The organism is Nostoc sp. DedSLP04 (assembly GCF_034530775.1).
Classification (GTDB): domain Bacteria; phylum Cyanobacteriota; class Cyanobacteriia; order Cyanobacteriales; family Nostocaceae; genus Nostoc.
On the sequence record NZ_JAVRCL010000087.1, the window covers coordinates 1 to 25,423 of the forward strand.

The window sequence follows — 25,423 nt, forward strand, 5'->3', positions numbered from 1 at the left end:
ACCAGCTAGATTGTCCCAAGGGGTACATCAAGAATACGCTGACGAATACTGCAATGGGAGCGGAGAAAGCCAGAGCGTTGTAAGGACGTATTCCTACTAGACGGGCAATTTCAAATTGCCGCAACATGAAGCCAATCAAACCGAAGGCTCCGTGTAGGGCAACAAATGGCCACAACCCACCTAATTGGAACCAACGGGTGAGGTCGCCTTGGGCTTCTGGTCCCCACAACAGCAATAGGGAATGTCCCATGCTGTCGGCGGGGGTGGATACTGCTACTGTTAGGAAATTACAGCCTTCTAAGTAGGAGGAGGCTAATCCGTGGGTGTACCAAGAGGTGACAAAGGTGGTGCCGGTCAGCCAACCGCCTAGTGCTAGGAAGGCGCAGGGGAACAATAGTATCCCTGACCAACCTACGAATACGAAGCGATCGCGCTTGAGCCAGTCGTCTAGAACGTCAAACCACCCTCTACTGGGGGCGCGTCCAACTGCGATGGTCATCGGACTTAAATCCTCTTTTTTTACTAAAATTGCAACGTTTCTAAGGTAGTACGGAAAGCCAATGTAACCGACTGCCGTGAGAAATTAACGTTTTTTTTGACAATCTCAACTGCTTTTAAGTAACTGAGATTCTGAGAGCTTACTGACTAGTTAAGTCATTATTTCTCAGGGTTATGACATTACACGTACCATCGGCTAGTAATCTAGCTTGTGGTAACTTAATGATTCTTAACTTATCACACTACTCAGGGTTTTTGCCTGATACGCAAAAGGAAATGAGCTATGAAACACGAACCTTATAAATAATATGAATATCAGAAATTTTACAATTTGACACAACTTTTCTCAGAAATCTAAAAAAATTTAATGTAGATGGAGGTAGGTAGATCGCTCATTTCAAGAGGTCAAAAAGAGGCAGGGAGAGGGTGGCAGGGAATAAGGGGGGCTGAAGGACAGGGAGAAAGAATTTTGATCGGCCATTGAGTAAAAAAATAGTACAACACTCCCTAAAAAATTATATCGGTAGCAGGAACATAGAAGGGCGCAGTTGAGTTTTTGTCAACGATGTTTGGTAAAATGCGGATAGTCACTTCGCTGCCACGGTCGTTGATACACCTCTGGAAAACCTATGTGAAACGTTAGACAAGGAGAAAGGAAGTTGGCATATCTTGACTAATACAAATAGCCTAAGTGGTTTGTCCCGTAGTACAAGTAAGCCGGCATTATCCGGGACAGTAAAATTTGTAAGGTACAAAGTGAAAAATTTATAGTCTGCGGCAGGGTTCCCGTGGACTTAAAACATAGCTCTCCGTGCCTCCTAAGCAATAGCTGGATTGGCATAGGAACCCACCACTCTATGCAAAAGCATTTAGTGTACGAGTATGTGACAGCGAGTATCTCACGGGCAATGGTAGTTCAATGACGACATCAACAACGATTAACAAAGGCGATCGCCTCCTGCACCAAAATGTTCTCGGTTCTCGTCGGTTCAGTAACTACTGGTGGGCAACTATCGTTACCTTGGGAGCAAGCGGCTTTCTATTGGCTGGAATATCCAGTTATTTAAAAGTTAATTTACTCATAGTTTCCGATCCCACTCAACTGGTATTTGTCCCCCAAGGATTAGTAATGGGGTTATATGGTACTGCTGGCTTGCTATTAGCTACATACCTGTGGTTAGTGATTTTATTGGATGTTGGAGGCGGTTACAACGAATTCGATCGGGAAACTGGCGCAATCAAAATCTTCCGGTGGGGGTTTCCTGGTAAAAACCGCCGAATCCAGATTGATAGCCGCATAGAAGATGTCCAATCTGTATTAATAGACATAAAAGAAGGTCTTAACCCCCGTCGCGCCCTCTATCTACGCATTAAAGGACGGCGAGATATACCCTTAACACGGGTTGGACAACCGGTATCTTTAACAGAGTTGGAAACAGAAGGCGCAAAGTTAGCCCGCTTTTTGGGAGTATCACTAGAAGGACTTTAAGAAATTAGGGTAGAGGGTAGAGGTAACATGGGTACAGATTATTCCCTATTACCTGTCGCCTCTCCCCTAATCCCAATGCTCCTCAAAACGATAAGATACTCTGGTTAAATCGGTAACAGGCAATGCGGTTAAAAATTTCACAATTTTTGCTTTCTCTTGTGATTATCAGTGCCTTGATGTTGGGAGGATGTTCAACACAGCAAGTCGCTTCTAATAGCTCTTCTCCAAACTCGACTGCTACCTCGGCTACAACCGAGGCAAGCACCAAGACAACTACTGAAGCAACATCTGTATCTCAAACTATTAGTGAGAGTATTCCTGGAATAACAGATTTACCAAGACTAGAAGGCAAGGCTACTGTGGTAATCACGGTTAAAGGTTCGCCGATTACTATCGAAGTAGATGGCACTGATGCCCCTATTACAGCCGGCAACTTTGTAGATTTAGTGCAAAAGGGTGTGTACGATGGTTTAGCTTTCCATCGAGTTGTACGCGAACCCCAACCCTTTGTAGTTCAAGGGGGCGATCCCAAAAGCAAAGACCCAAAAGTTCCAGCAGATCAACTAGGAACTGGTAGCTATATTGACCCAAAAACGGGAAATGCTCGTTATATACCTTTAGAAGTTAAGCCAAAAGGTTCAGATACTCCGATTTACAATAAACCATTTGATGCTACTGCTCAACCCGTCGTATTGCCCCATAAACAGGGTGCAGTAGCAATGGCGCGATCGCAATCACCAGATTCAGCTTCTGCCCAGTTTTACTTTGCTTTAGCGGATCTAGCTTTTTTAGATGGTAACTACGCCGTGTTTGGCAATGTCACTCAAGGCTTTAATGTAGTAAACAAAATTCAGCAAGGCGATCGCATTGACTCTGCTAAAGTCACTCAAGGTGCTGAAAACTTAAAAACGCCTGGACAGTAGGAGAAAGAGGCAGGGGAGCAGGGGAGCAGGGGGGCAAGGGAAAAACTCTTAACTCTCAACTCCTCACTTTTAACTCCTAACTCCTAAATTGGTCAAAATTGTTGTTACTGGTATTGGTTTAGTTTCTGCCTTGGGTGGAAGCTTAGAAGATAGCTGGCGAAATTTAATCGCTGGTAAATCTGGAATTCGGTTACATCAACCATTTCCAGAACTTACACCACTTCCTCTAGGTTTGATTAATCAACAACCATCTGAGTTGACAAGGTTAACTCGGATGGTTGTTGCTTCTGCTTTAGAAGATTCTGGGTTAGTTGCACCTTTAGCTGATTGTGCTGTAGTCATTGGATCGAGTCGCTCTTATCAAGCGTCTTGGGAAATGCTGGCGCGGCAAATGTATAACGCGAATCATTTCCCGATTTCCTCTTTTGGAAATTGGCTAGATACATTACCTCATTTAAATGCGATCGCAGCAGCGCGACAAATTGGTGCATCTGGTATAGTTTTGGCACCAATGACAGCTTGTGCTACTGGAATTTGGTCTATTGCCCAAGCAGCTATGCTTATCCAAACTGGGCAATGTCAACAAGCGATCGCAGGTGCAGTGGAAGCACCGATTACACCTTTAACTTTAGCTGGGTTTCAGCAGATGGGTGCTTTGGCAAAAACTGGGGCTTATCCCTTTGATTTGCACAGAGAAGGCTTAGTCTTGGGCGAAGGCGCTGCTGTGTTTGTCTTAGAATCAGCAGAGTTTGCCAAGCAGCGTCAAGCAAAAGTGTATGGTGAAATTCTCGGTTTCGGCTTAACCAACGACGCATATCATAGTAATTCACCAGAACCCGAAGGGAAAAGTGCGATCGCTGCTATCAAACAATGTCTAGAACGTAGTTGTCTCTCACCAGGCGATATCGATTACATTCATGCTCATGGTACAGCTACCCAGCTAAATGACCAGATGGAGAGCATGGTAATCCAGCGTTTGTTTCCCCAAGGCGTGGCGGTTAGTTCCACCAAGGGAAGCACAGGTCATACACTAGGGGCATCTGGAGCTTTAGGTGTAGCTTTTTCTCTCATGGCGCTAAAGCATCAAATATTACCGCCTTGTTTAGGATTGCAGCAGCCAGAATTTGATTTAGATATTGTTACAGCCGCACGTCTAAGTAAAATTCGACAGGTATTATGTTTGAGTTTTGGTTTTGGGGGACAGAATGCCGCGATCGCATTAGCCAAGTGAAAACTTGTAGATTTAACTATCTGACCAACATAATATATTAATTTTTATTAAGACCCACACAGTGCGCGCCTTTAAAAAAGGTGATTTTTGAATATTTTTGTATATCAGAATATAAAATATAAAACTGTAACAAAAACTACAAAATATTTGTTTTCCCTAAAAAAAAGGATAAGCTTAAGTACAGATGATATCCGGTTCGTAAAGATACCGCGATTAGGAGAAAATTTATGATTTCAAAATCTTCGTTGCTGTCAGAACCTGCTTCTCCAGCGCATATATGCCCCTTTGACCAAGCCTGTAGTTACCTAGAAGCGGCAGCTAAAGAATTAAATTTAAATCAGGGTTTGCTAGAAATTCTCAGTCATCCGCGTAAGGTTGTCACAGTTTCCATTCCCGTGAAGCTAGATGATGGGGAAATCCAAGTTCTCGCGGGACATCGGGTACAGCACTCTGATGTTTTAGGCCCCTACAAGGGCGGAATTCGTTACCATCCGGCTGTGACACTGCGGGAAGTATCTGCTTTAGCAATGCTGATGACCTGGAAATGTGCCTTATTAGGTATTCCTTACGGTGGTGGAAAGGGTGGCATTGCTATAGATCCCAAACGCTACAGTGTTGGCGAATTAGAGCGAATCAGCCGCCGTTATATCAGCGAGTTGATTAAAGATATTGGGCCTTCCGTAGATATTCCTGCGCCAGATATGGGTACTTCTGCCCGTGAGATGGCTTGGATGATGGATACTTACTCGGTAAATGTTGGTCATGCTGTACCAGGAGTTGTAACTGGAAAACCCCTTTCGATTGGTGGTTCTCTGGGACGGGAAATGGCAACCGGACGTGGCACGATGATTATTGTCCGTGAGGCGTTAGCAGATCGAGGTAAATCCTTAGCAGGAGTGCGAGTAGCTATTCAGGGTTTCGGTAACGTCGGCTGTGCCGCAGCAGAATTACTACATGAAGCAGGCGCGAAAATTATCGCCGTTTCAACTGGTGCTGGGGGAATATTCTCTGAAGCTGGTCTTGATATTCCCAAATTAAAAGTCTACGCTGCTGAAAATCGCAAGAGTATTGTGGGTTTCCCGCAATCTGTACCAATTAGCAATGCAGATTTATTAACTTTACCCTGCGATGTCTTAATACCAGCAGCTTTGGAGAACCAAATCACTGAAGAAAATGTCAATCAGGTGCAGGCGCAAATTGTCGCAGAAGCAGCTAACGGCCCGGTTACTCTTGAGGCTAACTTGGCCTTAGAGGCGCGGGGTGTGACAGTGTTACCAGATATTTTGGCCAATGCTGGCGGTGTAGTAGTCAGTTATTTAGAGTGGGTACAGGGCCTTTCTTACGTATTTTGGGATGAGGAGCGCGTCAACCGCGAAATGGAACATTTGATGGTGCAAGCCTATCGCAAGGTGATTCATCAGTCGGAGGTACGGCAAATTTCTTTAAGATTAGCAGCTTACACGCTGGGGGTAGGTAGAGTGGCTCAGGCGTTGACTGACAGAGGTCTTTATCCTTAATATTTGGGTATAGACAGCAGTTTTTAATTGAATAGATAACATGTAAGGGCACAATATTATAGTTGTGCCCTTATATGTTATGAATAGCCGATGTTTTTGTTAAGCGATCGCTACAACATAACTAGTGGTCTATCGCATTATGACTCGCCAGAAGGTGCAGCAGCGTGGATTAAGTCTGGCTTCTCGTCATTAGGAGGACGCTCAATAGTTTGATCCGATGTGGGACGTTGATGGCGATTGCTAGTTTGGATCTGCACAGGTTTACCCGTCTCAATTGACTGGTAAAGTGCTTGAATAATCGAAACATCAATCAACCCTTCCGTACCTGATGGTTCTGGATCTTTATCTTCGAGAATACAATCAGAGAAGTATGTAAATTCAGCCGCTAGTTGATCGCGATCTTCAAAAGTCCGCTCTTGAGTTTCACCATTAATTGTTAAGTAATGCTTGATTTCGCCCTGCCAAGGATATGCAGGTTCTACTCGTAAATCGCCTTGAGTCCCTACAATCTGATAGGTTGAAACACTTGCTCCTCCAAAGCTACAGGTAAATGTTGCCAAACGCTCATTTGGGAAGCGCAAGATAACGCTAGCCATTTCTTCCACTTCGCTGAAGCGTTGTTCTCCGTTATTGGCAGCTACAGCCAATACTTCAATTGGTTCATCTTGAAAGAGGTAACGTGCAGCATTAATGCAGTAGATGCCAATATCATAGAGCGTGCCACCACCTGTAACATCTCGTAAACGAATATTGCCTTCTTCTACTTGCTGAGTAAAAACTGAGTTGAAAATTCGTGGTTCACCAATTTGCTTTGTACGCAAAATTTCAACTGCTTGTAAATTAGCTTCTTCTAAATGTAAGCGGTAGGCAATCATCAGCTTCACATTATTATCATTGGCAGCTTTAATCATTGCCTCACACTCTTCTTCTGTTACTGCCATTGGCTTTTCACATAACACATGAATTGCCTGATTAGCAGCTCGCACAGTGTAGTCACAATGCAAGTGATTAGGTAACGCAATATAAACTGCATCAATCTCGCCGCTTGCCAAACAGTCCTCATACTCTTCGTAGGAGTAAGTATGCTCAATACTATACTTTTTACTCAATTCTTCGTTTTTAGTGGGGTCATCTGAAACTAGTGCCACTAATTCTGAGTTTTCAGCCTGGGCAAAGGAAGGTAAGGCAGCTTGTTGGGCAAACCAACCTAAACCAACAACGGCATAACGAATTTTGTTCTTACCATTTGTAGCAGTCATTTTTCTACTCTTTTATGAAGGAATATTTTGGTAATTTTAATGCCCTAATTACGTGGAAATTATGGCTAACTATTTATGCAAACATTTGAAACAAGTGTATTCCTACATTGCTAATGCAGCTTCTACATTTGATGTCAACTTAGCTTTAATTTCTTGAAACTCTTGTCCCAATTCAGTTAGCTCTCGATCGCTCATACATTCGCGCACAGCATGAAAAATTTCGTTTTCTTCTTCCTTTACATGATGCTCAAGTGTTTCCTTCAATTCACTGATTTTTTCTCTAAATTCAGGGTTATTAGGCTTAAGCGACTTAATTTCTTCTAAAATAACTGAAATTTCTTCATGTTCTTCTTCAGCTTCTTCAACATATTTTTCAGTTTCTTCGTATTCTCGCAAAGCTGGGTATAAGACTAATTCTTCTGTTCTTGCATGTAAGATCAATTCTATATAGATTTGATTGAATTGCTCAATCAACTTTGCACCTTTAGCTTTTTCTGCTTCTGCAAAAAGTTTCTCAACTTGGCGATGCTCTGCTTCAATTAATGAAAGAATGTCTGTTGATTTAGCTTTAGTTTTAGCCATTTTACCTCAGTAATAATCGATTTATCAGACTGATATTTGGAGGTTAATGAATGGGAACTCGTATATTTTCAATGACTTGGGAAATGAAAACCTCATTCTTTGAGTAAGCTTTAATTTAGACTTAAGGAATATTTTCGGTATTGCACCTTGACTGAAATTCATAACCTCAGCATGATGGATGTTGAGTATGTAGCGTTAGCAACTCAAGGCTACAGCCCAAACCTCAAACACCAGTTGAAGATTCCCACACAGTAAACTACTAAACTGCTCCTGCACCTTAGCTAGACTTTTTCGATTTTTGTTGAAACACCAAAGCTGACAGTGAAACTGTTAGTGGTATAAGTCTTGAACACAACTAAGTACAGCTTTGCGTAAAAGCGTAGCGTTTTTAATGCAAGCCGATGCATTAACAAGGCCGCTGATGTATTAACAATGCAAGCCGATGTATTAACAAGGCCGCCGATGCATTAACAAGGCCGCCGATGTATTAACAATGCAAGCTGATGCATTAACAAGGCCGCCGATGTATTAACAATGCAAGCCGATGCATTAGCATTGTCGTGTATTGCCAAATTTAATTCGCTACGAATTAATGAAATGCTGTACTAAGTCTTGCTTGTCTTTGATGTTACAACAGAAGTGACAATCAGTTACTTCTGTTAACTTTGCCTAATGGAGGGGTGCGAGTCACGCTGAGTTGGCGTTTACCCTCAGTCTATCTGACTAAAGAAATTCATCCACACCAAAACCGATTAAAATAAATACGCAACTTGGGCTTCCAATTGCATAGAAGCTCAATTGAAGCTCAATAAAAAAAATAGTAGGAGTTTGGCTATTGTATGGTAAAACCAATAATCCAATCAGCAACTCAAACCTTATACGACGAAGATTATTATCTATGGCTGATGACAACTATAAACCAACTTCGCACTGGTCAGTTTTCATCTGTGGATTTAGATAATTTGTTAGAAGAATTAGAAACTATGGGTAGGAGCGAAAAGCGAGCGGTCAAAAGTCTGTTGATTCGACTTTTGGAACATCTGCTTAAGCTCATATATTGGGATAGGGAACGGGAGCGAAATGAAGGGCATTGGAAAGGCGAAATCAGGACATTCCGTAGAGAGATTAAAGAGCGACTTAAAGAGAGTCCTAGTCTTAAACCTTACATCTTAGAAATATTTGATGAATGTTATCAAGATGCAAGGATAGAAGCAAGCGATCGCTCTCAACTTGCCATTGACATATTTCCCTCTATACCCATTGGTTCTTTAGAACAAATCTTAGATGAAAACTGGTTTCCTGAATATAACCACAATCATCATGGTAAACCCGATTAAAATGAATACGCAACTTGGGTTTCCATAGGAGTATGCAGACGTGCAGCCGGATTTAATAGGCTTGGAAATTAGTAAGGGTGAACTAAGACGTTTGACTGGGTTCGATCCAGAAGACGTTTTTCGACCCTCTGTTCTGCGAGATGGCAAAAAGCGATTAGGGTTTTTTATCAGTGAAATGCTGGTGACACTGGCGCTAACGCCAATAATTGTGGGCTTTGTTTACGCGTTTATTATTCTGCCAACTATTGGTTCTTCAGTTCGACTAGGAATTCTTTTACTAATTTTAGTGCCAATGCCGATATTAGTGGGACGATGGCTATGGCGACAATTAACCTGTCCTGAAGGACTGACAATACTTTTAGATGAAGTTGATAAATATCATGACCTGGTTGCTGCCATCGATATTAATGACCAATTGGCGGCATCAGGAAACGTAGAAAGCAGCATCCATGACCGAGATAAAGTAACCTCCGCCTTGCAACTAATTAGAGAAGATTTAGTCCGCGCTCTGAAAACGGAACGAATTTTGCGAGATAATAAAAAATTGCTTGCTAATAACCAAGAGTTATTTGTGAATAATTTAGCGAGTCTGCGAGCTTTACAAGTTAGTAGTCAAGCAGGCGAATACGCTCAACTGTTAAATCAATCATTGCAAATTGCGATCGATGTGCAAGCAGAAATCAGAAAATTGCAGAAAGGCTAATGAGAATGTTTGTAAAAGCGGTTACACGAGAATTTACCTGCCTCCACAGGTTAGAAAACCCTTGATTTTGGATTAGTTCACGGAGGTGGACTTTGCTTATGTAGTAGCGACTTCTAGTCGCCCAAAACTTTCCCAGAAAACAATCGCCCCGTTGACTGAAATGAGCAACAAACCCAAAATAATTGTTCTGGATGATGACCCTACAGGTTCTCAAACAGTCCACAGCTGCTTGCTGCTGATGCATTGGGATGTGGAGACTTTACGCCGTGGGTTGCAGGATGATTCGCCGATTTTCTTTGTGCTGACTAATACTAGAGCGCTAACGCCAGAGTCAGCTGCATCTGTCACCAAAGAAGTTTGCCACAACCTGAAAATCGTTTTGAAGGCTGAAGGAATTGACGATTTTTTAGTTGTCAGCCGTTCTGATTCTACTTTGCGGGGACATTATCCGATTGAAACAGATGCGATCGCCCAAGAACTCGGGCCCTTTGATGCTCATTTTCTCGTACCAGCTTTTTTTGAAGGTGGACGCATCACCCGTGACAGTGTGCATTACTTGATGATTGCTGGCGTACCCACTCCAGTCCATGAAACCGAATTTGCCCGTGATTCAGTCTTCAGCTACCATCACAGTTACTTACCCAAGTACGTCGAAGAAAAGACTCAAGGACGAATTAGGGCCGAAGTTGTAGAAAGGTTTCTCCTCGCCGATATTCGCGCTGGTAGTTTGGAACGATTGTTACAACTTCATGGTAATCAGTGCGCTGTCGTCGATGGTGAAACTCAAGACGATCTCAACCGCTTTGCAGTAGACATATTAGCAGCAGCAAGTCAAGGAAAACGCTTTTTATTTCGCAGTGCAGCAAGTATTTTAACGGCAATAGCCGCTTTACCTCCCCAACCCATTGCCGCCGAAAACATGGCTCAGTACGTGCGCCAAGGCAAACCAGGCGCGGTGATTGTAGGTTCCCATGTGAAAAAGACTACCCAGCAATTAGAGGCGCTGTTGCAACTAGAAGGAACTGTCGGAATCGAAGTGAATGTAGCGCGATTACTTGATGATGCAAATCAATCTGCGGCATTGCTAACTGAAATTCAAGAAAGTACACAAGCGGCAAACAAAGCTGGCAAAACACCAGTGGTTTATACTAGCCGTCAGGAACTGAATTTTAAAGATGTCAAGACACGATTGGAGTTTGGGGAAAAAGTTTCAGGTTTATTGATGGATATTGTACGGAGTTTACCATCTGATATAGGATTTTTAATCAGCAAGGGTGGTATTACATCTAATGATGTTTTGAGTACTGGACTAGCTTTAACTTCAGCCCGTTTACTGGGTCAAATTTTAGCTGGTTGTTCAATGGTGTTAACGCCATCCGATCATCCTCAGTTTCCTGATTTACCTGTGGTGCTGTTTCCAGGTAACGTTGGCGATGCTGATGCCTTGGGGACAGTTTATCAGAGGTTGACCGTGCAAATTTGAGATTTGAGATTTTAGATTAAAGAGTCTTTTGGTTAATGTCGGACTAATATCCCGCTACGCCAACACCCCTTTTCCGTGACACAAATCCAAAATCCAAGTTGCGCTATCAGCGCACCAAAGGTGCGACCCAAAATTTAAAATCTGTTGTCTTTTGGCTAGTACTGCATGACTTCTGATTCTGCGATTCCCAATCTAAAGTCAAATTCTGCACTTCCTAATGCAGAATCAAACTCTATACTTTCCGAGGTAGAGGTAAATTCTACTGTTTCTGATGTAGAGTCAGATTCTATCCTCCCGGATGCTGAGTTAAAATCTGTCCTCCTTTATTTAAAATCAGATACTGTTCTTGGGGATGTAGAGTCAAATCCTGCTGACCCAGATGTAGAGTCAAATACTGATGCCGGATCGGATTTTATCCTAACTGATTTAAATCCCAATGAGTTAGCATTACCAGGGCATCGTGCAAATGATAATACTCAAGTCCAGTTAAGAAGTAAGGAGGGACGACTTTTATTAATTTTGCCCTCGGAATCTCAAGTATCTGCCTCAGAACTCACTTGGTCAGATATTTGGCAACAAATCAGGCAACGTCTGAGTGCAGGCGATCGCTTCCGTGTCTCTAATACACCTGTGCATTTAATGGCACAAGACCGTTTGGTAGATACCAGACAACTCCAAGAACTCGCCGAAGCTTTGAACGATGTCCAACTGCGGCTCATATCTGTCTCGACCAGTCGGCGGCAAACTGCGATCGCTGCCGTGACTTCTGGGTATTCAGTAGAACAATTACAGCCCGTAACTTCCCTGAGTTCCGAGCCAACAGCTACAGCGATCCCCCAAGAAGATGCCCTCTATTTAGAAATGACAGTCCGCTCTGGAGTAGAAATTCGTCATCGTGGGACAGTAATTCTCTTGGGAGATTTAAATCCAGGTGGTATTGTAATTGCAGATGGAGATATTATTATCTGGGGTCGTCTGCGTGGAATCGCTCATGCTGGGGCTGGAGGCAATAGTGAGTGTCTGATTATGGCCTTGCAAATGGAACCAACCCAACTGCGGATCGCAGATGCTGTAGCTAGAGCACCAGAAAAACCGCCAATGCAGTTTTTTCCAGAGGTGGCACATATTACGCCCCAAGGAATTCGTATCGCTAGGGCAACTGATTTTTCCAGAAACCAATTCACCAAGAGCAATTAAGAACCATAAATATTTACTTAAAGAATGAAGTATATAAGTAAAGATGAAATAAAACAAATATTCATGCCTCACCCAGATCGGGGAGAACAGATATTTCTTCATACTTGATACGATACTTCATACTTTATACTGCAATTTACTGTTTTATATTTCCTGAACCCTCATTGACCGCATTTCTATCATGACTCGCATTATTGTGATTACCTCCGGTAAAGGAGGAGTGGGTAAAACCACAGTTTCAGCAAATTTGGGTATGGCTTTAGCCAAAATGGGGCGTCAAGTTGCTTTGGTTGATGCGGATTTTGGTCTGAGAAATTTGGATTTGCTGTTAGGGCTGGAAAACCGCATTGTTTATACTGCGGTAGAAGTCTTAGCCAGAGAATGCCGTTTAGAACAAGCCTTGGTGAAAGATAAGCGCCAACCCAATCTCGTACTCCTGCCGGCAGCCCAAAATCGCTCCAAAGATGCAGTCACACCCGAACAGATGAAGTTATTGGTGAATGCACTAGCGCAAAAATATCAGTATGTGATTATTGATAGCCCTGCCGGGATTGAAAATGGGTTTAAAAATGCGATCGGCCCGGCCAAAGAAGCGTTAATTGTTAGCACACCAGAAATTTCCTCAGTTCGCGATGCGGATCGGGTAGTAGGGTTACTAGAAGCACAAGGTATCAAGCGTGTTCATTTAATAATTAACCGCATCAGACCCGCAATGGTGCAGGCAAATGATATGATGTCAGTGCAAGATGTTCAGGAACTTCTCGCCATTCCCCTCATCGGGGTAATCCCTGACGACGAGCGTGTTATTGTATCTACCAATCGCGGCGAACCCTTAGTGTTAGCAGAAAATCCCTCTTTAGCTGCCACAGCCTTTGAGAACATTGCTCGTAGATTAGAAGGGGAAAGTGTCGAATTTCTGGAGATCGACTCGTCCCAAGACAGCATCTTCGCCCGGATACGAAGGTTGTTCAGGACAAAGATTGTCTAACTTACTTTTCCAGTCTCCGCGCCAGACCTATTCGTAATGATTGAACTTCTAGAAAAACTTTTTTTTCGCGGCCCTGATAGCAGTCGAACTCAAGTTAAACGTCGCCTGCAATTGGTGATTGCTCACGATCGCGCTGATATAGACCCTCAAACGTTGGAAAAAATGCGGAAAGAAATCCTAGATGTAGTCTGTCGCTATGTTGAAGTTGAGACAGAGGGCTTGGAGTTCTCCTTAGAAAGCAACCAACGAACCACAGCTTTAATTGCTAATTTGCCCATCCGCCGAGTCAAAGGTGCCATACCTGAATGGGAAAGAGGTGACAAGTCTCTGTAGTTATAATTTTAAGTATTTTTATTTAGGTTAATAGTTGTAGAGAGATTGCCCAGCCGCAGAGTGGCAGAAGAGGGATATTGTATGATAACAAAACCCCGCTTTATTTTTTTAAAAAGCGTGGTTTTAAATTAATACCGATCTTTACTTAAGCGATGTTATGAGTCAAATTAATCTTGACAATGACATCGTTGTAATCCTTGTCGCCGCCACCAGAGAGATCCTCAAAACCAAAGATATTATCACCTAACATCTTGACATGCTGAGTCTTGTCAGCATTGGCACCCAAGAAAGTGAAGTAAACTGTTGGGTCATTGCTAGAATTGCTGTCTAACAAAGCATTAACTCCACTATCGACAATCAAAAATGGCACATAAATACTGCCGCCTTGAAAGTTGCCATTGTAGTTTCCCGTACCTTGATTACCTACCGATAAGGCAATATCACTCACCCTTTCGTTAATTGCAGCTTGTACATAACCCGCTTGTCCAGGGAGAATGTCTGCTGTGCCATCACCATTAGTATCAATGCCACCATCAGTATCAGTGACTTTATAAAAACCAACAAAGTTGTTGTAAGATGCTTCGCGGTTAACAATGAAAGTCCCACTAATCAAGCTGTCAGTGGCGAAATTCCGCAAATCCAGGGCTTCGCCTTCTGATTTTCCTTGCAAAGATGTACCGATGGGTAATTGTTCATCAGTTTGTTGAATATTCACTTGCAAGTCATCAAAAACGGAATCGCCACGGGAACCATCTTTCCACCCTAAAGTGAAGCCACCTTCGTTTTCGGAAGTGATTTTTTGGGTAGTTGTGTCCGAGAAGATAATGTTACCTTGAGACTTCAAATAAAAGCGTAGTTGTGTACCACCCTGCAAATCGAGGATGCGGCTGAGGTCTTCTGGATTAAAGCCTGTGGGGTTGTTGGCGAGAACTGAGAAGATGATTTTGGCTCTAGAGAGGGCTTTTTCTTGATAACCTGCGGCATCTGGTGCAATGCCGTCAATAGTGCCAAGGCTGTCATCAACACTGAAGACACCGATTTCGTTGACTAATTTAGAACTGTGTCCTTTAATTTTGATTTTAATATTGACTTTGGTGAACTCGCTGGCATCGATTTCAAAGATATCATTGATGCTATTAATTAACTTGATATCAACTACGGGAGTGGGAGGTGTTTCATTAACATCAGTAATCTTGATGGTGAAAGCTTTTTCGTAGGATAAATTAGTTTGATCTGTGATGCGGACACGGATGCTGTAACTAGACTTAGCTTCAAAGTCTGGGGAAGCATTAATTAGCAGTTGATTGCCGTTAATCGTGAAGGAATCATTATCAGTGCTGCCAGTCCCAGAGACTAAGCTGTAGGTAATGGTGTCCTCTGGGTCTGGGTCAACGCCGCTGAAAGTGCCAATGGCGGTATTAGTTGGGCTATTTTCTGCAACGATTAGTCCAATGGTGTCAAAGGGAGAGGAAATGTTGATTACACCAGAAGCAAGTTGACTACTGACTAAACTGCTATCTCCTCCATACTCACTATTGCCCCAAGTGACGACAGAACCATCTTCTTTCAACGCCGCAAAGCCAAAATCTGTTGAAAAGATACTGGTGACACCAGAGGTAAGTTGACTACTGACTGAACTGCTATCTCCTCCATAGTAATTCTCGCCCCAAGTAACGACAGAACCATCTGATTTCAACGCCGCAAAGGCAGTACGTGTAGAAAAGATATTGGTAACACCAGAGGCAAGTTGACTACTGACTGTACTGCTATCTCCTCCTTTAGTGTTATAGCCCCAAGTAACGACAGAACCATCTGATTTCAACGCTGCAAAGGCAGAATCTGTCGAAAAGATATTGGTGACACCAGAGTCAAGTTGACTACTGACTGTACTGCTATCTCCTCCATTGGTACTATAGCCCCAAGTGACGACAGAACCATCTGATTTCAACGCTGCAAAGGCAGAATCTGTCGAAAAGATATTGGTGACACCAGAGTCAAGTTGACTACTGACTGTACTGCTATCTCCTCCATTGGTACTATAGCCCCAAGTGACGACAGAACCATCTTTTTTCAACGCCGCAAAGGCAGAATCTGCCGAAAAGATATTGGTGACACCAGAAGCAAGTTGTTGGCTACTGACTGGAATGTTAGCTTCTCCATAGTCAATAAGGCCCCAAGTGATGACAGAACCATCTGATTTCAACGCTGCAAAGGCAGAATCTGTCGAAAAGATATTGATGACACCAGAGGCAAGTTGACTACTGACTGTACTGCTATCTCCTCCATTGGAAGGAAAACCCCAAGTGACGACAGAACCATCTGATTTCAACGCCGCAAAGGCAGTATCTGTCGAAAAGATATTGGTGACACCAGAGGCAAGTTGACTACTGACTGTACTGCTATCTCCTCCATTGGTACTATAGCCCCAAGTGACGACAGAACCATCTGATTTCAATGCTGCAAAGGCAATATGTGTAGAAAAGATATTGGTGACACCAGAGGTAAGTTGGCTGCTGACTGCACTGCTATTTCCTCCAAAGCCACTATCGCCCCAAGTGACGACAGAACCATCTGATTTCAATGCTGCAAAGGCATAATATGTAGAAGAAATGTTGGTGACACCAGAGGCAAGTTGGCCAGTGACTGAACTGCTATCTCCTCCATAAGTACTATTACCCCAAGTAACGACAGAACCATCTTCTTTCAATGCCGCAAAGGCAAAAAGCTGTTTATAGGTATGACCATCTGTGATCCCACTTCTTTGTCCGCTTGGTTCTCGTAATAACTGCGTGTTACTGGTGGAGTTGAGATTAAGGGCTATTGGGGAAGCTAACACACCTGGATATTTTGCTAACCCATTTGCTGTCAAAGGCGGCTTCATTTTCCCTCGGTCTGATTGAATATCCAGTTGCCAGCTTCCGCCTTGAGTTGGTGCGCCAACTTTACCAGCAGCGGCAAATATTTCTGCTTTCGTCAACTGCGCCAATTCGCTAATAAACTCGGCATCTTTGCCGACTTGGCAACTGTAGAGGGCAATTTCGGCAACGTTCCACTGCTGCAATAATTGGGCTTGTTTTTTGATTTCTTGGCGATTGATTGGCAATGCCCCAATTTGCAAGACTCCGGGGGTTCCGTGGGCGACAATGGCTAACCGTTTTGCTTTTGTTTGTGCTATTAAGTTTGTAATCACTACCAGTGCATCGTCTTCGAGTGTGAGAGTATAACCCAAAGCTTTAGGTGACAAGGCAGCATAAAGAATCTCAAGATCCTCAACACGGCTGTCAAAGATTACCAATGCTTCACACTCAATCAATCTTAGTTGTAGCTGTTGATACTTGTAAATTCGCTCTAAATTAGAATTATACCCAATGCTGAAGTTAGGTTGAGGAGCTAATGATACTGTTGTCATAGTTTGTTTCTATTCCTATAAATTACTGACCAGCTAAAAGCTTGCTTAATTCGATATTTTTGAATGGGGCGCACCAGGTATTTCTATCTTGTTGTTATGAACAATAATTGCAGTTTATTTCTGCCTTCAATTCGCTGTATAATTGATAACTCTTTCTCTTAATGGATATCAAATATTATATTATTTATTGAAAGAATAAAGCAAAAGTAAAAAGTTAAAAAGCACTCATAAAAAACTATAAAAAATGGTTACAAGTCACTAAATTTATGGAACAAAATAAAAATATTTATTTGGAGATGGGTTGTAAAATAAATAATCTGTCCGTGATTATTTTCCCTAAATTTATTTATAAGGATTAAGTAGGTGGGCGTAAATATTTGTTGTTGGGATAAGGCAGGAGGCAGTAGAGAAGAGAATTTTCGCCTCGTTCATTTTTGTTAATATAGTTTGGTTTTATTCTGCCGACCTACTTATCTATTTACTTTTTACTTCTTAAAAAGAGTATTCCGCTAACTTTACTTTTGAAAGTCAGGTTTTGATTCGGTGAAATCGAATAATACCAAATCCACTTTTCTAGAACCTATTTGGAATATATAAAAAAATCCCGTTGTCAGCAGTGACGACAACGGGAGTATGTAGGATTTTTTATAACCTATCGGTAGGCAACTTGTGGGCCAGCCCAAATTTCTGTTACCTTTTTACCAAAAGTAATCGGGCGATCGCTGTCTGTTGTAGTAATAGTCTTACCATCATTAGCAACTTGCATTAGTGGCCAGTTTTCCTCGCCCAGTTCACCTGCACGGAATAATACGCGATCTGGTTGGCTTTTACTCCAGCCTAACAATACGGCAATTTTTTCATGTTCTTCGTCACTCACAGGAGCAACTGTGTTAGCGTGATTTTTTTGCCGATCCCAAATCACTGCACTATCTGTAGAATCACCTGTGTTAAATATACCATCAAACTTGCGTGCTAAGAAGCGATCGCCTTTTTCTGACCAGCTAACTGGAACTAATACCCCAATTTTACCGCTCGGATCGGTTTCTTCTGAAGACTCCGCTTTTGCAGCCTTTACCTTTAATAAAGGATCGCTAACTGGAGTCGTTGAAGCCATCACCCACAATTTCTTAGTGTGCATATCTTGGACAAACATCACGCTGGTGACACGGCTGTTGTACATTTGGGGTTTTACCTCCAGTTGCACCCGACTATAAACAGCATATTTACCATCTGGAGAAATCACGGGTACGCTGCGATAGTGACGCACTCCAGAACCACCATTAGCAGCAACAGCTTCTTGAGTTGCTGTAATCCATTTCCAAGGAATCGGATGAGGACTACCTATTGGGTCTATTTGTTCTGCTTGGGACTCATTAGCTGGTTCCACAACAGGTATTTCCGTCGTTGTGGTTGATTGAGATTCTCTAATAGCTGGTGCTACTTGAGTTGCTGTCAATGATTCAGTAAAAGATTTTTCTCTAGAGAGATAATTTTCTTGTCCTCTCAAAGACTTGACATTAGCAGCTTTAAGTTTGCGTATTAAATTAAGTTGACTAACAGGAACATCTGTTGATGGTGCGAGTTCAACTGCTGCCAAAGAATCGGGAACAGTTACATCACTTACATCTAAATCGCTGCTTGAGAGATAATTATCTACTTCAGTTGAAGACTCAATTTTATTTGCTGGTAATACTTGCGGTTCCTGAACAGCAGTACTTTGTGTTGGTACAGAGTCAAATTCTTCTGTTATCGATTCGATTTGATCTGTTTTTAATGTTTCAGCTATCTCAGGTTCCCCAACTACAGCTATTTCCTTTGATCCAGAGTCAGATTCTTCAGTTATCGAAGTTAGTTTATGTACTTCGGATCTTACTGGGATCGTGTGAGCCGATGCTCCTAATAAAGGTGCAATCAGTATCACAACGACAACGTAATTGAGAAATGGTTGGGTGCGGAACCATCCTGACAGCAAAAGGGGTTTAAGCATTTGTAGACTCTCTAGAGGGGGCAATTGCTATGTGAGAAGCAATACATCAACAGCAACGAGCAGGTGGTAGTTATATGTATAACAAGAAACTAAAACTAATGACGAAATAATATCTTCAAAGTTTGCAGAGGTTTACAAAAATTAAGTATCATTGTCTACACCTTTTCTTGCTTAGATACGGAATATTTTTTGGCAAAAATATGCGAGTATAGTAAATATGCTGAGAACTCAGTAATTACTACACGATATATAATGTTGCTATACCCAAACACACCAAAAATAAGTCTTGGTTAAAAATATTGAGGATATAGTTTGAGGAATGAGGCTGGCGAACAAGAGTTAGATAACTCAGCTATCGGGGATCGTACTAGCGATCGCTAGTACACAGCAAATAAGCTAGGTTACACACTAAATATAACAGCGCAAACCCTCATGATAGTAAACGTGAGGCGTTAATTAAAAACCTGGGAAAGCGGACGCATAATACATCATACTCAGAATATATTGCTATCAGCAACCCAAAGTTATAAATTGCTATCTAAACTACAGAAGTAGTTAGAAGACGCAATAGTTTTTCGGAAATGTAACTACATTTAAAGTTAATTTCAAGCAGAGGATCGGGAACACAACAAAATTCACTCGGTAGATGCTCTAGCGACTCGCAAAGAAAAACCACTAAGTGATTAGTTTCACTAGAGGCAAATGCGGCTGATACTAGCTGTTACGCTTGTCAACTTAACTATTAAATTAATCAAGCAGCCTTTGGTTTCATGAATACGAAGATATTGTACCACCAAACAGCCAATATTATTTACAGCTAACAACTGTATTTTGCAACTGCGTCCCGAATACAGAAACTTGCTAGATGCAGGCTTAGTGAATTCTGTTTCAACATGCAACTTAAATAGACCTCTTGCAAAAATATATTTTTGCACTTTTAGGGTAAAGGGTAAAGGGAAAGGATTTTGAGTTTCTTTACCTTTTACCCCGACAAATGCCAAGAAGTCTAATGTTGTCAGTTATGAAGGGCGCACTTACGATGAACTAATGACTCACGACTAAAAACTACTAATTATTAATGAAAATTGTATTTTTTGGTACACCTCAGTTTGCTGTACCCACCTTGGAAAAATTATTGAATCATTCAGAATTTGAGGTGCTGGCGGTTGTCACCCAACCAGATAAACGCCGAGAACGCGGAAATAAACTTACGCCAACACCTGTAAAAGCGATCGCTATTGCTCACAACTTACCAGTATGGCAACCCGAACGGGTGAAAAAAGACAAAGAAACTTTAACTAAACTCAAACAATTAGATGCAGATGTGTTTGTTGTTGTCGCTTATGGACAGATTTTATCGGCAAAAATCTTGAATATGCCAAAATTAGCTTGCATTAATGTGCATGGCTCGATTTTACCCAAATATCGCGGTGCGGCACCGATTCAGTGGTGTTTGTATAACGGAGAGAAAGAAACGGGGATCACCACCATGTTGATGGATGTGGGGATGGATACCGGCGCAATGCTCCAAATAGCCACTACACCGATTGGATTACTGGATAATGCCCAAGATTTAGCCGACAGACTAGCAGAGATTGGTGGGGATTTGTTGATAGAAACTCTGTTGAAGTTGGAACGTAAAGAAATTCAACCAATTCCCCAAGATAATTTAGCAGCTACTTACGCCTCTCTAATTCAAAAACAAGATTATGCTTTGGATTGGTCAAAAAGCGCGATTCAATTACATAATCAAATCAGAGGCTTTTTCCCTAACTGCACCGCTACCTTTCGTAACAACCTGTTGAAAATCACTGCTTCTGCTCCTCTTGGTTCTGTGAGCGATGTCTCGCGACAAGCCGCTTTGCGTCTACGCGATCTCCCACCAGAATTACAAGAATTAGTCCATAAATTGCCTGATTTGTCAAACGTATCAGATCGACCGGGAGTTGTAGTCAGCATTGTCAAAGGAATTGGCGCGATTATCCAGACTGGGGAAGGTTTATTACTGTTGCGAGAAGTTCAGCTAGCTGGTAAACGTCCCCAGTCTGGATGGGATTTTGTTAATGGTACTCGCTTAACTGTAGGAGAAGTTTTTGGTACGGGAAGCTGATGGGGATGGAAGAGATGAGGGAGAATAACTTTTAACTCCAAACTCTTAACTCCAAACTCCAAACTCCTCACTCCTAACTCCTAACTTCTAACTTTTCATAAAAGCGGCAAGATTCGCAAGGGCCATCGGGGTTGACTGCACAGCGAATGAGTTCTGAATGAGCATTGTAGCAGCAGGTGGCATCGCCGACTACCCAACGTCCCGCTACCAAACTTTTCTCAGATGGTCGTTTAGCAGACTGTACATAAATGGCAATATTATGCAAGCGGTAGCGCCCAGCTTGAAGTTTGTATCTATGACGGCGCTCTAAAACCGCGTAGGTTTTACCTTCAAAATCAAGATAGTTTCCGGGTTGGGGTGTCCAATCAAGTTGCACTCTACCGAGGGACTCACGCGGGTGCGTCAGAATCACCTCAGTTGGTAAAGAGTCTGGCTCCATAAGCTTATGTGATTTGATTTACATTATAAGGATAGTATCGCGATCGCTTTCTTTAGCTTACCGAATTTAGATTACAATTATTGATTCACTCTTCGCGTCCCTAAAGATTATGGCAACCAAAAGTTAGGTAGGATAGATTTGCTCAAGTTACGCAAAGTTTGGTTGAGCGATCGCGCCACTTGGATATGCACTTCATCCTCTTCTACAGCTAAAATCTCAGATGGCTGACCTTCTCCCAAATAAGACACCACCAAATTCGCCGCCTCCAAACCAGTAACATAAGCTTTTTCCTGCGACCAGGAACCATGACGGTTCACAATCCAATCCCCACTCATAAACACATTCTCAAAGCTTGTCTTGGCGGGCAACATATAACGATAGCTGCCAGGTGCAAAGTGAGTTACCGCCTGATGTAGCCGAATTACACTGCTATCAATAATCTTTGCCTGCCGAAACGCTGGCACACAAGTTGCTAAATAACCCTGAACTATTGATAAAATCTCCTCATCACTCAAATTGAGAAATTGATTTGCGTGATAGAAATCAGCTTCAATCACTGTTCCCGGCTCATCCCGATATTCATCATGTAGAGCATTCAAATCAAAAAACGTCCAACCTGTACTTGCGTCGAATCCAAAACAAGCATTAGAAGGACGAGGAATATCAATTTTACGGTCAAACCATATTCGCGTGGTTAAAACATCAATTGCTCCTAAATTGCTCAAATTACGGAATTCTTCACGACTTTGTAAACTAGGGCTAGTTGAGACAATTTTCTTCATCCCGGTGATTCCAACCGCAAAAATTACGGCATCTGCTTCAATTACTTCATCACCACAAACCACACCCTTAACTTGATTACTATTAACAATTAAGTCTGTAACCCGACGCTTAGGCAATACTCGCGCACCAGCTTTTTCAATTCGTTCCACCCAAGGACGAAATATCTTTTCTCCGACAGTTCCCCGACACCAAACCACATCAAAATCTGGTTGATGAGCCAGAATAAAAAAGTAAAGCATCCCTAAAGTTGCGGCGGCTGAACACTGTTCGCCAGGGGCAAATAAGCCCACTAATAACATCGGTTCAAAAGCATCGCGGTAAAGTCGCGCAGCAACGTTAAAGTCTTTGAACAATTCACGGGCAGTTACAAAATCATAGCGCCGCCAAGCTGCATCGGAATTGTCAAAATCAACGACAGCATAAAGTAAAGGTAGGGCGCTGAGACGGTCAATTAGTGGCAGCCGTTTAAACTGAGTGTAAAGAAAAGTTCCCAGTGGCGAGGGTAGTCGCGGTAAGTCTTGAAAAATTGGTGATTCAACTTCCAAACCTGCTGGCGAATATTGCGAAGAACGAGTCCAAGTAGTAAAAGGATTAATTTCTAATTCATTGATTAGGGAAAAAATATTTCTGTAAGGATACCAAAAGCCATGAATGCCAGCTTCAACAGATTTGCCGGCAGATGTTTGCCAACCTGCCACCAATCCACCAGGATAGGGGCCTGCTTCCAGAAGTGTCACATCATAACCTTGTTTTGCCAAATGGTAAGTTGCTCCTAAACCAGCCCAACCAGCACCTACAACTACCACCCGTTTTTGTTGTAACCCTCCTACCATAACAGCCTCCAATTGTTGCAGTCCCTCAACTAATGTATACGAACTTGTGTTGCGATCGAGCAAGGGTTGTCATTATAGCGGTTTTCACTTGGATGCAATAGGCTCTTTGCTAGCAGATTCCATCGAATTTAAAATAGTTATAAACTTGAAAAAAGGCTTAGGGAAAGCCGTTCAGTAAAAATCACTTGCGGTTAATGCTGAGTTAAGAGTATAACAGAAAACAGAATTCACTATTGATGAGGATAATCATAATGTCTCAATTAGCAAATGTAAAATCCAGTCTAAATGACTTTGAATTACGAGATGGAATTTATTTTCCTAGCGACTATGAACAATTAACTAATACTCAACATAAAAAAACATGGGATGCAATTGGTAAAACATACTATGGTTCCCAAAAAATTGAAAAAGTTGCAGCAACATCACCCATTAAACAAGATTACACTCTGCTAACTGGTACACCTGGAGGTACTTGGAACAAATTTCCGTTGAATAAATCTGTCGGTTCTATTCTAGAAATTGGTTCTGGTTATGGTCGCGCACCTTTACATCTTTCTAAAGCGAAAAATCTGAAATGTGAAAAATATTATGGCATTGATATTTCTGAACCTCTATTGCGGAGGTTAGTCAAGGTTAAACAAGAATACAATTTTTTTCCAGAAGCGGAATTTAACTTGATTTGCACTTCTGCTGAGACATTGCCTTTAGAAGATAATTCTATAGATTTGGTAATTTCTAACTGCGTTTTTATGCATATCCCAGATGCACAATTAAGAAATTTATTGGCTGATATATGTCGTGTGCTAAAACCGGGCGGAATTTTTGTTTTTAATCATTCCTTTCACAATAAGTCCTGTCCTTCTCATATTATCCATAATTTTATCAGAAGGCTGAACCCATTTGTGAGAAATCCGGTTTATCTCAAGCAATATTCAGCTGCTGAAATAGAAGAAATGTTAGCTACTGCTGGAATGAAAGCGAAGTGTCCACAATACATTGTCGAACCAACCGCAGAATATGCGATTTTGCCGGAAACCATCAAAGGGATTCCGGTGCCATTTGCTAATGCTATCAATAGGAGTCTCAAGCCATCCGATAATTTAAAAGAAACTTTGGCTTACGGTTTTAGTGCGTACAGTACGAAACTGGATTAATTAAGAAACTCTCTGATTCTCACAATCAATTGAATACAAATAATCTACAAAAGCACAACATTGTTGTGCTTTTACTTTTGTAATAAATGCCTTTTAATTACAATAATTATCCATAGATGATTATAATATCGTGTCTGATTAATTAGTTATAGCAACCGCCAAGGCGGTTTGGGCATAAACTGGAAATAGTTTCTTTCCTTTTGCTGGGGAGCGCGATCGCTGTACATATGCCGAAACCCTACAGTTACGACCTTCGCCAAAAGGTCATTCAAGCCATCGAACTCGATGGCTTAAAGAAAAGCGAAGCAAGTCTTCTGTTCAATATCAGTCGCAACACCATAGACTTATGGCTGAAACGACGAGCCGAAACAGGCGACTTCCAAGCCTTGCCTAATAAGCCTCCCGGAAATGGTCATAAAATCACCGACTGGGAAAAATTTCGTGAGTTTGCTTCATCTCATGGGGATAAAACCCAAGTTGATATGGCCTCACTTTGGCAGGGACAAATTAGCGATCGCACCATCTCACGGGCATTGAAGAAAATTGGTTTCACTCGAAAAAAAAGACCTACGGCTACTGTGAACGCGATGAACACAAAAGGCAGACGTTTATAGCGAAATTGTCCACCCTACCAACGGAGAAGATTGTTTACCTCGATGAGTCTGGGATGGATAACCGAGACCAGTATGATTACGGTTGGAATGAAAAAGGGCAGCGCTTTCATGCACTTAAATCAGGACGACGTGAGGGACGGGTGAACATGATTGCAGCACTATGTAACCAAAATCTAATAGCTCCTTTCACCTGTGAAGGAGCGTGTAATCGAATGGTGTTTGAAACATGGTTGGAAACTTGTTTGCTTCCAGCACTCGAACCTGGACAATTTGTAGTAATGGATAATGCTACATTCCACAAAGGTGGACGCATTCAACAACTGATTCAGGACGCAGGATGTGAAATTCTATACTTACCGCCCTATTCTCCAGACCTTAACAAGATTGAGAAATGCTGGTCTTGGCTAAAAAGTCGAATCCGCAAAAAACTAGACCAGTTTGATTGTTTACGAGATGCCATTGAGCATATCTTATATATTGCGTCCTAACCGCCTTGGCGGTTGCTATATCCCTCTTCTGTCACTTTCCGAGTATTCTGAATAAAAGGATTAAAA

The 25,423-nt window shown here is 42.1% G+C and carries 19 protein-coding genes and 1 pseudogene; 13 read left to right on the forward strand and 7 right to left on the reverse strand.

What is annotated here, in order from left to right; genetic code table 11:
• Window positions 1-499 (reverse strand): annotated as a pseudogene (locus RMX89_RS31590) (photosystem II D2 protein (photosystem q(a) protein)); the annotation flags it as partial.
• 918 nt (window positions 500-1,417) lie between these two features.
• On the opposite strand from RMX89_RS31590, the gene RMX89_RS31595 reads away from it, so the two are divergent.
• The 4 genes from RMX89_RS31595 (at window position 1,418) to RMX89_RS31610 (ending at window position 5,658) form a co-directional block, all read left to right on the forward strand.
• A complete protein-coding gene (locus RMX89_RS31595; protein WP_322667183.1) occupies window positions 1,418-1,987 on the forward strand; it encodes a photosystem I assembly protein Ycf4 in 570 nt (189 codons plus the stop codon).
• Window positions 1,988-2,109: 122 nt separating this feature from the next.
• Window positions 2,110-2,910, forward strand: coding sequence for a peptidylprolyl isomerase (locus RMX89_RS31600; RefSeq protein WP_322691721.1), 801 nt, complete (start codon window positions 2,110-2,112; stop codon window positions 2,908-2,910).
• A gap of 88 nt (window positions 2,911-2,998) precedes the next feature.
• Window positions 2,999-4,141, forward strand: a complete 1,143-nt coding sequence (locus RMX89_RS31605; RefSeq protein ID WP_322691722.1) for a beta-ketoacyl-ACP synthase — start codon at window positions 2,999-3,001, stop codon at window positions 4,139-4,141.
• 227 nt (window positions 4,142-4,368) lie between these two features.
• Entirely contained in the window at window positions 4,369-5,658 is a 1,290-nt protein-coding gene (locus RMX89_RS31610; protein WP_322685172.1) for a Glu/Leu/Phe/Val dehydrogenase, read from the forward strand.
• Window positions 5,659-5,795: 137 nt separating this feature from the next.
• On the opposite strand, the gene RMX89_RS31615 is transcribed toward RMX89_RS31610, so the two are convergent.
• Window positions 5,796-6,917 carry a Gfo/Idh/MocA family oxidoreductase gene (locus RMX89_RS31615; RefSeq protein ID WP_322674872.1) on the reverse strand — a complete coding sequence of 374 codons (1,122 nt, stop codon included), beginning with the start codon at window positions 6,915-6,917 and terminating at the stop codon, window positions 5,796-5,798.
• A gap of 102 nt (window positions 6,918-7,019) precedes the next feature.
• Window positions 7,020-7,499, reverse strand: coding sequence for a hemerythrin domain-containing protein (locus RMX89_RS31620; protein ID WP_322685170.1), 480 nt, complete (start codon window positions 7,497-7,499; stop codon window positions 7,020-7,022).
• 839 nt (window positions 7,500-8,338) lie between these two features.
• Between RMX89_RS31620 and RMX89_RS31625 the strand changes: the two genes are divergently transcribed.
• The 6 genes from RMX89_RS31625 (at window position 8,339) to minE (ending at window position 13,540) form a co-directional block, all read left to right on the forward strand.
• Window positions 8,339-8,836: a DUF29 domain-containing protein gene (locus tag RMX89_RS31625; RefSeq protein WP_322691723.1), complete on the forward strand. Its 498-nt coding sequence runs from the start codon at window positions 8,339-8,341 to the stop codon at window positions 8,834-8,836.
• Window positions 8,837-8,876: 40 nt separating this feature from the next.
• A complete protein-coding gene (locus RMX89_RS31630; protein ID WP_322674877.1) occupies window positions 8,877-9,539 on the forward strand; it encodes a hypothetical protein in 663 nt (220 codons plus the stop codon).
• A gap of 160 nt (window positions 9,540-9,699) precedes the next feature.
• Window positions 9,700-11,022, forward strand: coding sequence for a four-carbon acid sugar kinase family protein (locus tag RMX89_RS31635; protein WP_322691724.1), 1,323 nt, complete (start codon window positions 9,700-9,702; stop codon window positions 11,020-11,022).
• A gap of 165 nt (window positions 11,023-11,187) precedes the next feature.
• Window positions 11,188-12,219, forward strand: a complete 1,032-nt coding sequence (minC, locus tag RMX89_RS31640; protein ID WP_322691725.1) for a septum site-determining protein MinC — start codon at window positions 11,188-11,190, stop codon at window positions 12,217-12,219.
• A gap of 181 nt (window positions 12,220-12,400) precedes the next feature.
• Window positions 12,401-13,207, forward strand: coding sequence for a septum site-determining protein MinD (gene minD / locus RMX89_RS31645; protein WP_109012001.1), 807 nt, complete (start codon window positions 12,401-12,403; stop codon window positions 13,205-13,207).
• 36 nt (window positions 13,208-13,243) lie between these two features.
• Window positions 13,244-13,540: a cell division topological specificity factor MinE gene (minE, locus tag RMX89_RS31650; protein ID WP_322674880.1), complete on the forward strand. Its 297-nt coding sequence runs from the start codon at window positions 13,244-13,246 to the stop codon at window positions 13,538-13,540.
• Window positions 13,541-13,685: 145 nt separating this feature from the next.
• Here minE and RMX89_RS31655 read toward each other — a convergent pair whose 3' ends face one another.
• Both RMX89_RS31655 and RMX89_RS31660 read right to left on the reverse strand, forming a co-directional pair.
• The gene (locus RMX89_RS31655; RefSeq protein ID WP_322691726.1) at window positions 13,686-16,949 is read right to left on the reverse strand and encodes a DUF4347 domain-containing protein; all 3,264 of its coding nucleotides are present in this window, start codon (window positions 16,947-16,949) and stop codon (window positions 13,686-13,688) included.
• Between the two features lie 652 nt (window positions 16,950-17,601).
• A complete protein-coding gene (locus tag RMX89_RS31660) occupies window positions 17,602-18,936 on the reverse strand; it encodes a hypothetical protein (RefSeq protein WP_322691727.1) in 1,335 nt (444 codons plus the stop codon).
• A gap of 1,078 nt (window positions 18,937-20,014) precedes the next feature.
• Here RMX89_RS31660 and fmt point away from each other — a divergent pair.
• Window positions 20,015-21,046 carry a methionyl-tRNA formyltransferase gene (gene fmt, locus RMX89_RS31665; protein ID WP_322691728.1) on the forward strand — a complete coding sequence of 344 codons (1,032 nt, stop codon included), beginning with the start codon at window positions 20,015-20,017 and terminating at the stop codon, window positions 21,044-21,046.
• A gap of 73 nt (window positions 21,047-21,119) precedes the next feature.
• Here fmt and RMX89_RS31670 read toward each other — a convergent pair whose 3' ends face one another.
• Complete coding sequence (locus RMX89_RS31670) at window positions 21,120-21,485, reverse strand: DUF6464 family protein (protein WP_322685160.1); 366 nt, start codon at window positions 21,483-21,485, stop codon at window positions 21,120-21,122.
• Window positions 21,486-21,592: 107 nt separating this feature from the next.
• On the reverse strand, window positions 21,593-23,101 hold the full coding sequence (locus RMX89_RS31675) for a hydroxysqualene dehydroxylase (RefSeq protein WP_322691729.1): 1,509 nt from the start codon (window positions 23,099-23,101) through the stop codon (window positions 21,593-21,595).
• Window positions 23,102-23,352: 251 nt separating this feature from the next.
• On the opposite strand from RMX89_RS31675, the gene RMX89_RS31680 reads away from it, so the two are divergent.
• Together RMX89_RS31680 and RMX89_RS31685 are read left to right on the forward strand one after the other, a co-directional pair.
• Window positions 23,353-24,255 carry a class I SAM-dependent methyltransferase gene (locus RMX89_RS31680; RefSeq protein WP_322685159.1) on the forward strand — a complete coding sequence of 301 codons (903 nt, stop codon included), beginning with the start codon at window positions 23,353-23,355 and terminating at the stop codon, window positions 24,253-24,255.
• A 227-nt stretch (window positions 24,256-24,482) separates the two neighbouring features.
• Window positions 24,483-25,357, forward strand: a protein-coding gene (locus RMX89_RS31685) for an IS630 family transposase (protein ID WP_322691730.1) whose coding sequence is annotated in 2 segments (ribosomal slippage) — window positions 24,483-24,812 and window positions 24,815-25,357 — 873 coding nt in all. Because the reading frame shifts where the segments join, the coding sequence is not laid out codon by codon here.
• Window positions 25,358-25,423 lie beyond the last annotated feature (66 nt).

Bases quoted from the DNA above. Each gene is read 5' to 3' on its own strand.
- RMX89_RS31595 (WP_322667183.1), top strand. From the start codon at position 1,418: ATGACGACATCAACAACGATTAACAAAGGCGATCGCCTCCTGCACCAA.
- RMX89_RS31600 (WP_322691721.1), top strand. From the start codon at position 2,110: ATGCGGTTAAAAATTTCACAATTTTTGCTTTCTCTTGTGATTATCAGT.
- RMX89_RS31610 (WP_322685172.1), top strand. From the start codon at position 4,369: ATGATTTCAAAATCTTCGTTGCTGTCAGAACCTGCTTCTCCAGCGCAT.
- RMX89_RS31615 (WP_322674872.1), bottom strand. From the start codon at position 6,917: ATGACTGCTACAAATGGTAAGAACAAAATTCGTTATGCCGTTGTTGGT.
- RMX89_RS31620 (WP_322685170.1), bottom strand. From the start codon at position 7,499: ATGGCTAAAACTAAAGCTAAATCAACAGACATTCTTTCATTAATTGAA.
- RMX89_RS31625 (WP_322691723.1), top strand. From the start codon at position 8,339: ATGGTAAAACCAATAATCCAATCAGCAACTCAAACCTTATACGACGAA.
- RMX89_RS31635 (WP_322691724.1), top strand. From the start codon at position 9,700: ATGAGCAACAAACCCAAAATAATTGTTCTGGATGATGACCCTACAGGT.
- minC (WP_322691725.1), top strand. From the start codon at position 11,188: ATGACTTCTGATTCTGCGATTCCCAATCTAAAGTCAAATTCTGCACTT.
- minD (WP_109012001.1), top strand. From the start codon at position 12,401: ATGACTCGCATTATTGTGATTACCTCCGGTAAAGGAGGAGTGGGTAAA.
- minE (WP_322674880.1), top strand. From the start codon at position 13,244: ATGATTGAACTTCTAGAAAAACTTTTTTTTCGCGGCCCTGATAGCAGT.
- RMX89_RS31655 (WP_322691726.1), bottom strand. From the start codon at position 16,949: ATGACAACAGTATCATTAGCTCCTCAACCTAACTTCAGCATTGGGTAT.
- RMX89_RS31660 (WP_322691727.1), bottom strand. From the start codon at position 18,936: ATGCTTAAACCCCTTTTGCTGTCAGGATGGTTCCGCACCCAACCATTT.
- fmt (WP_322691728.1), top strand. From the start codon at position 20,015: ATGAAAATTGTATTTTTTGGTACACCTCAGTTTGCTGTACCCACCTTG.
- RMX89_RS31670 (WP_322685160.1), bottom strand. From the start codon at position 21,485: ATGGAGCCAGACTCTTTACCAACTGAGGTGATTCTGACGCACCCGCGT.
- RMX89_RS31675 (WP_322691729.1), bottom strand. From the start codon at position 23,101: ATGGTAGGAGGGTTACAACAAAAACGGGTGGTAGTTGTAGGTGCTGGT.
- RMX89_RS31680 (WP_322685159.1), top strand. From the start codon at position 23,353: ATGTCTCAATTAGCAAATGTAAAATCCAGTCTAAATGACTTTGAATTA.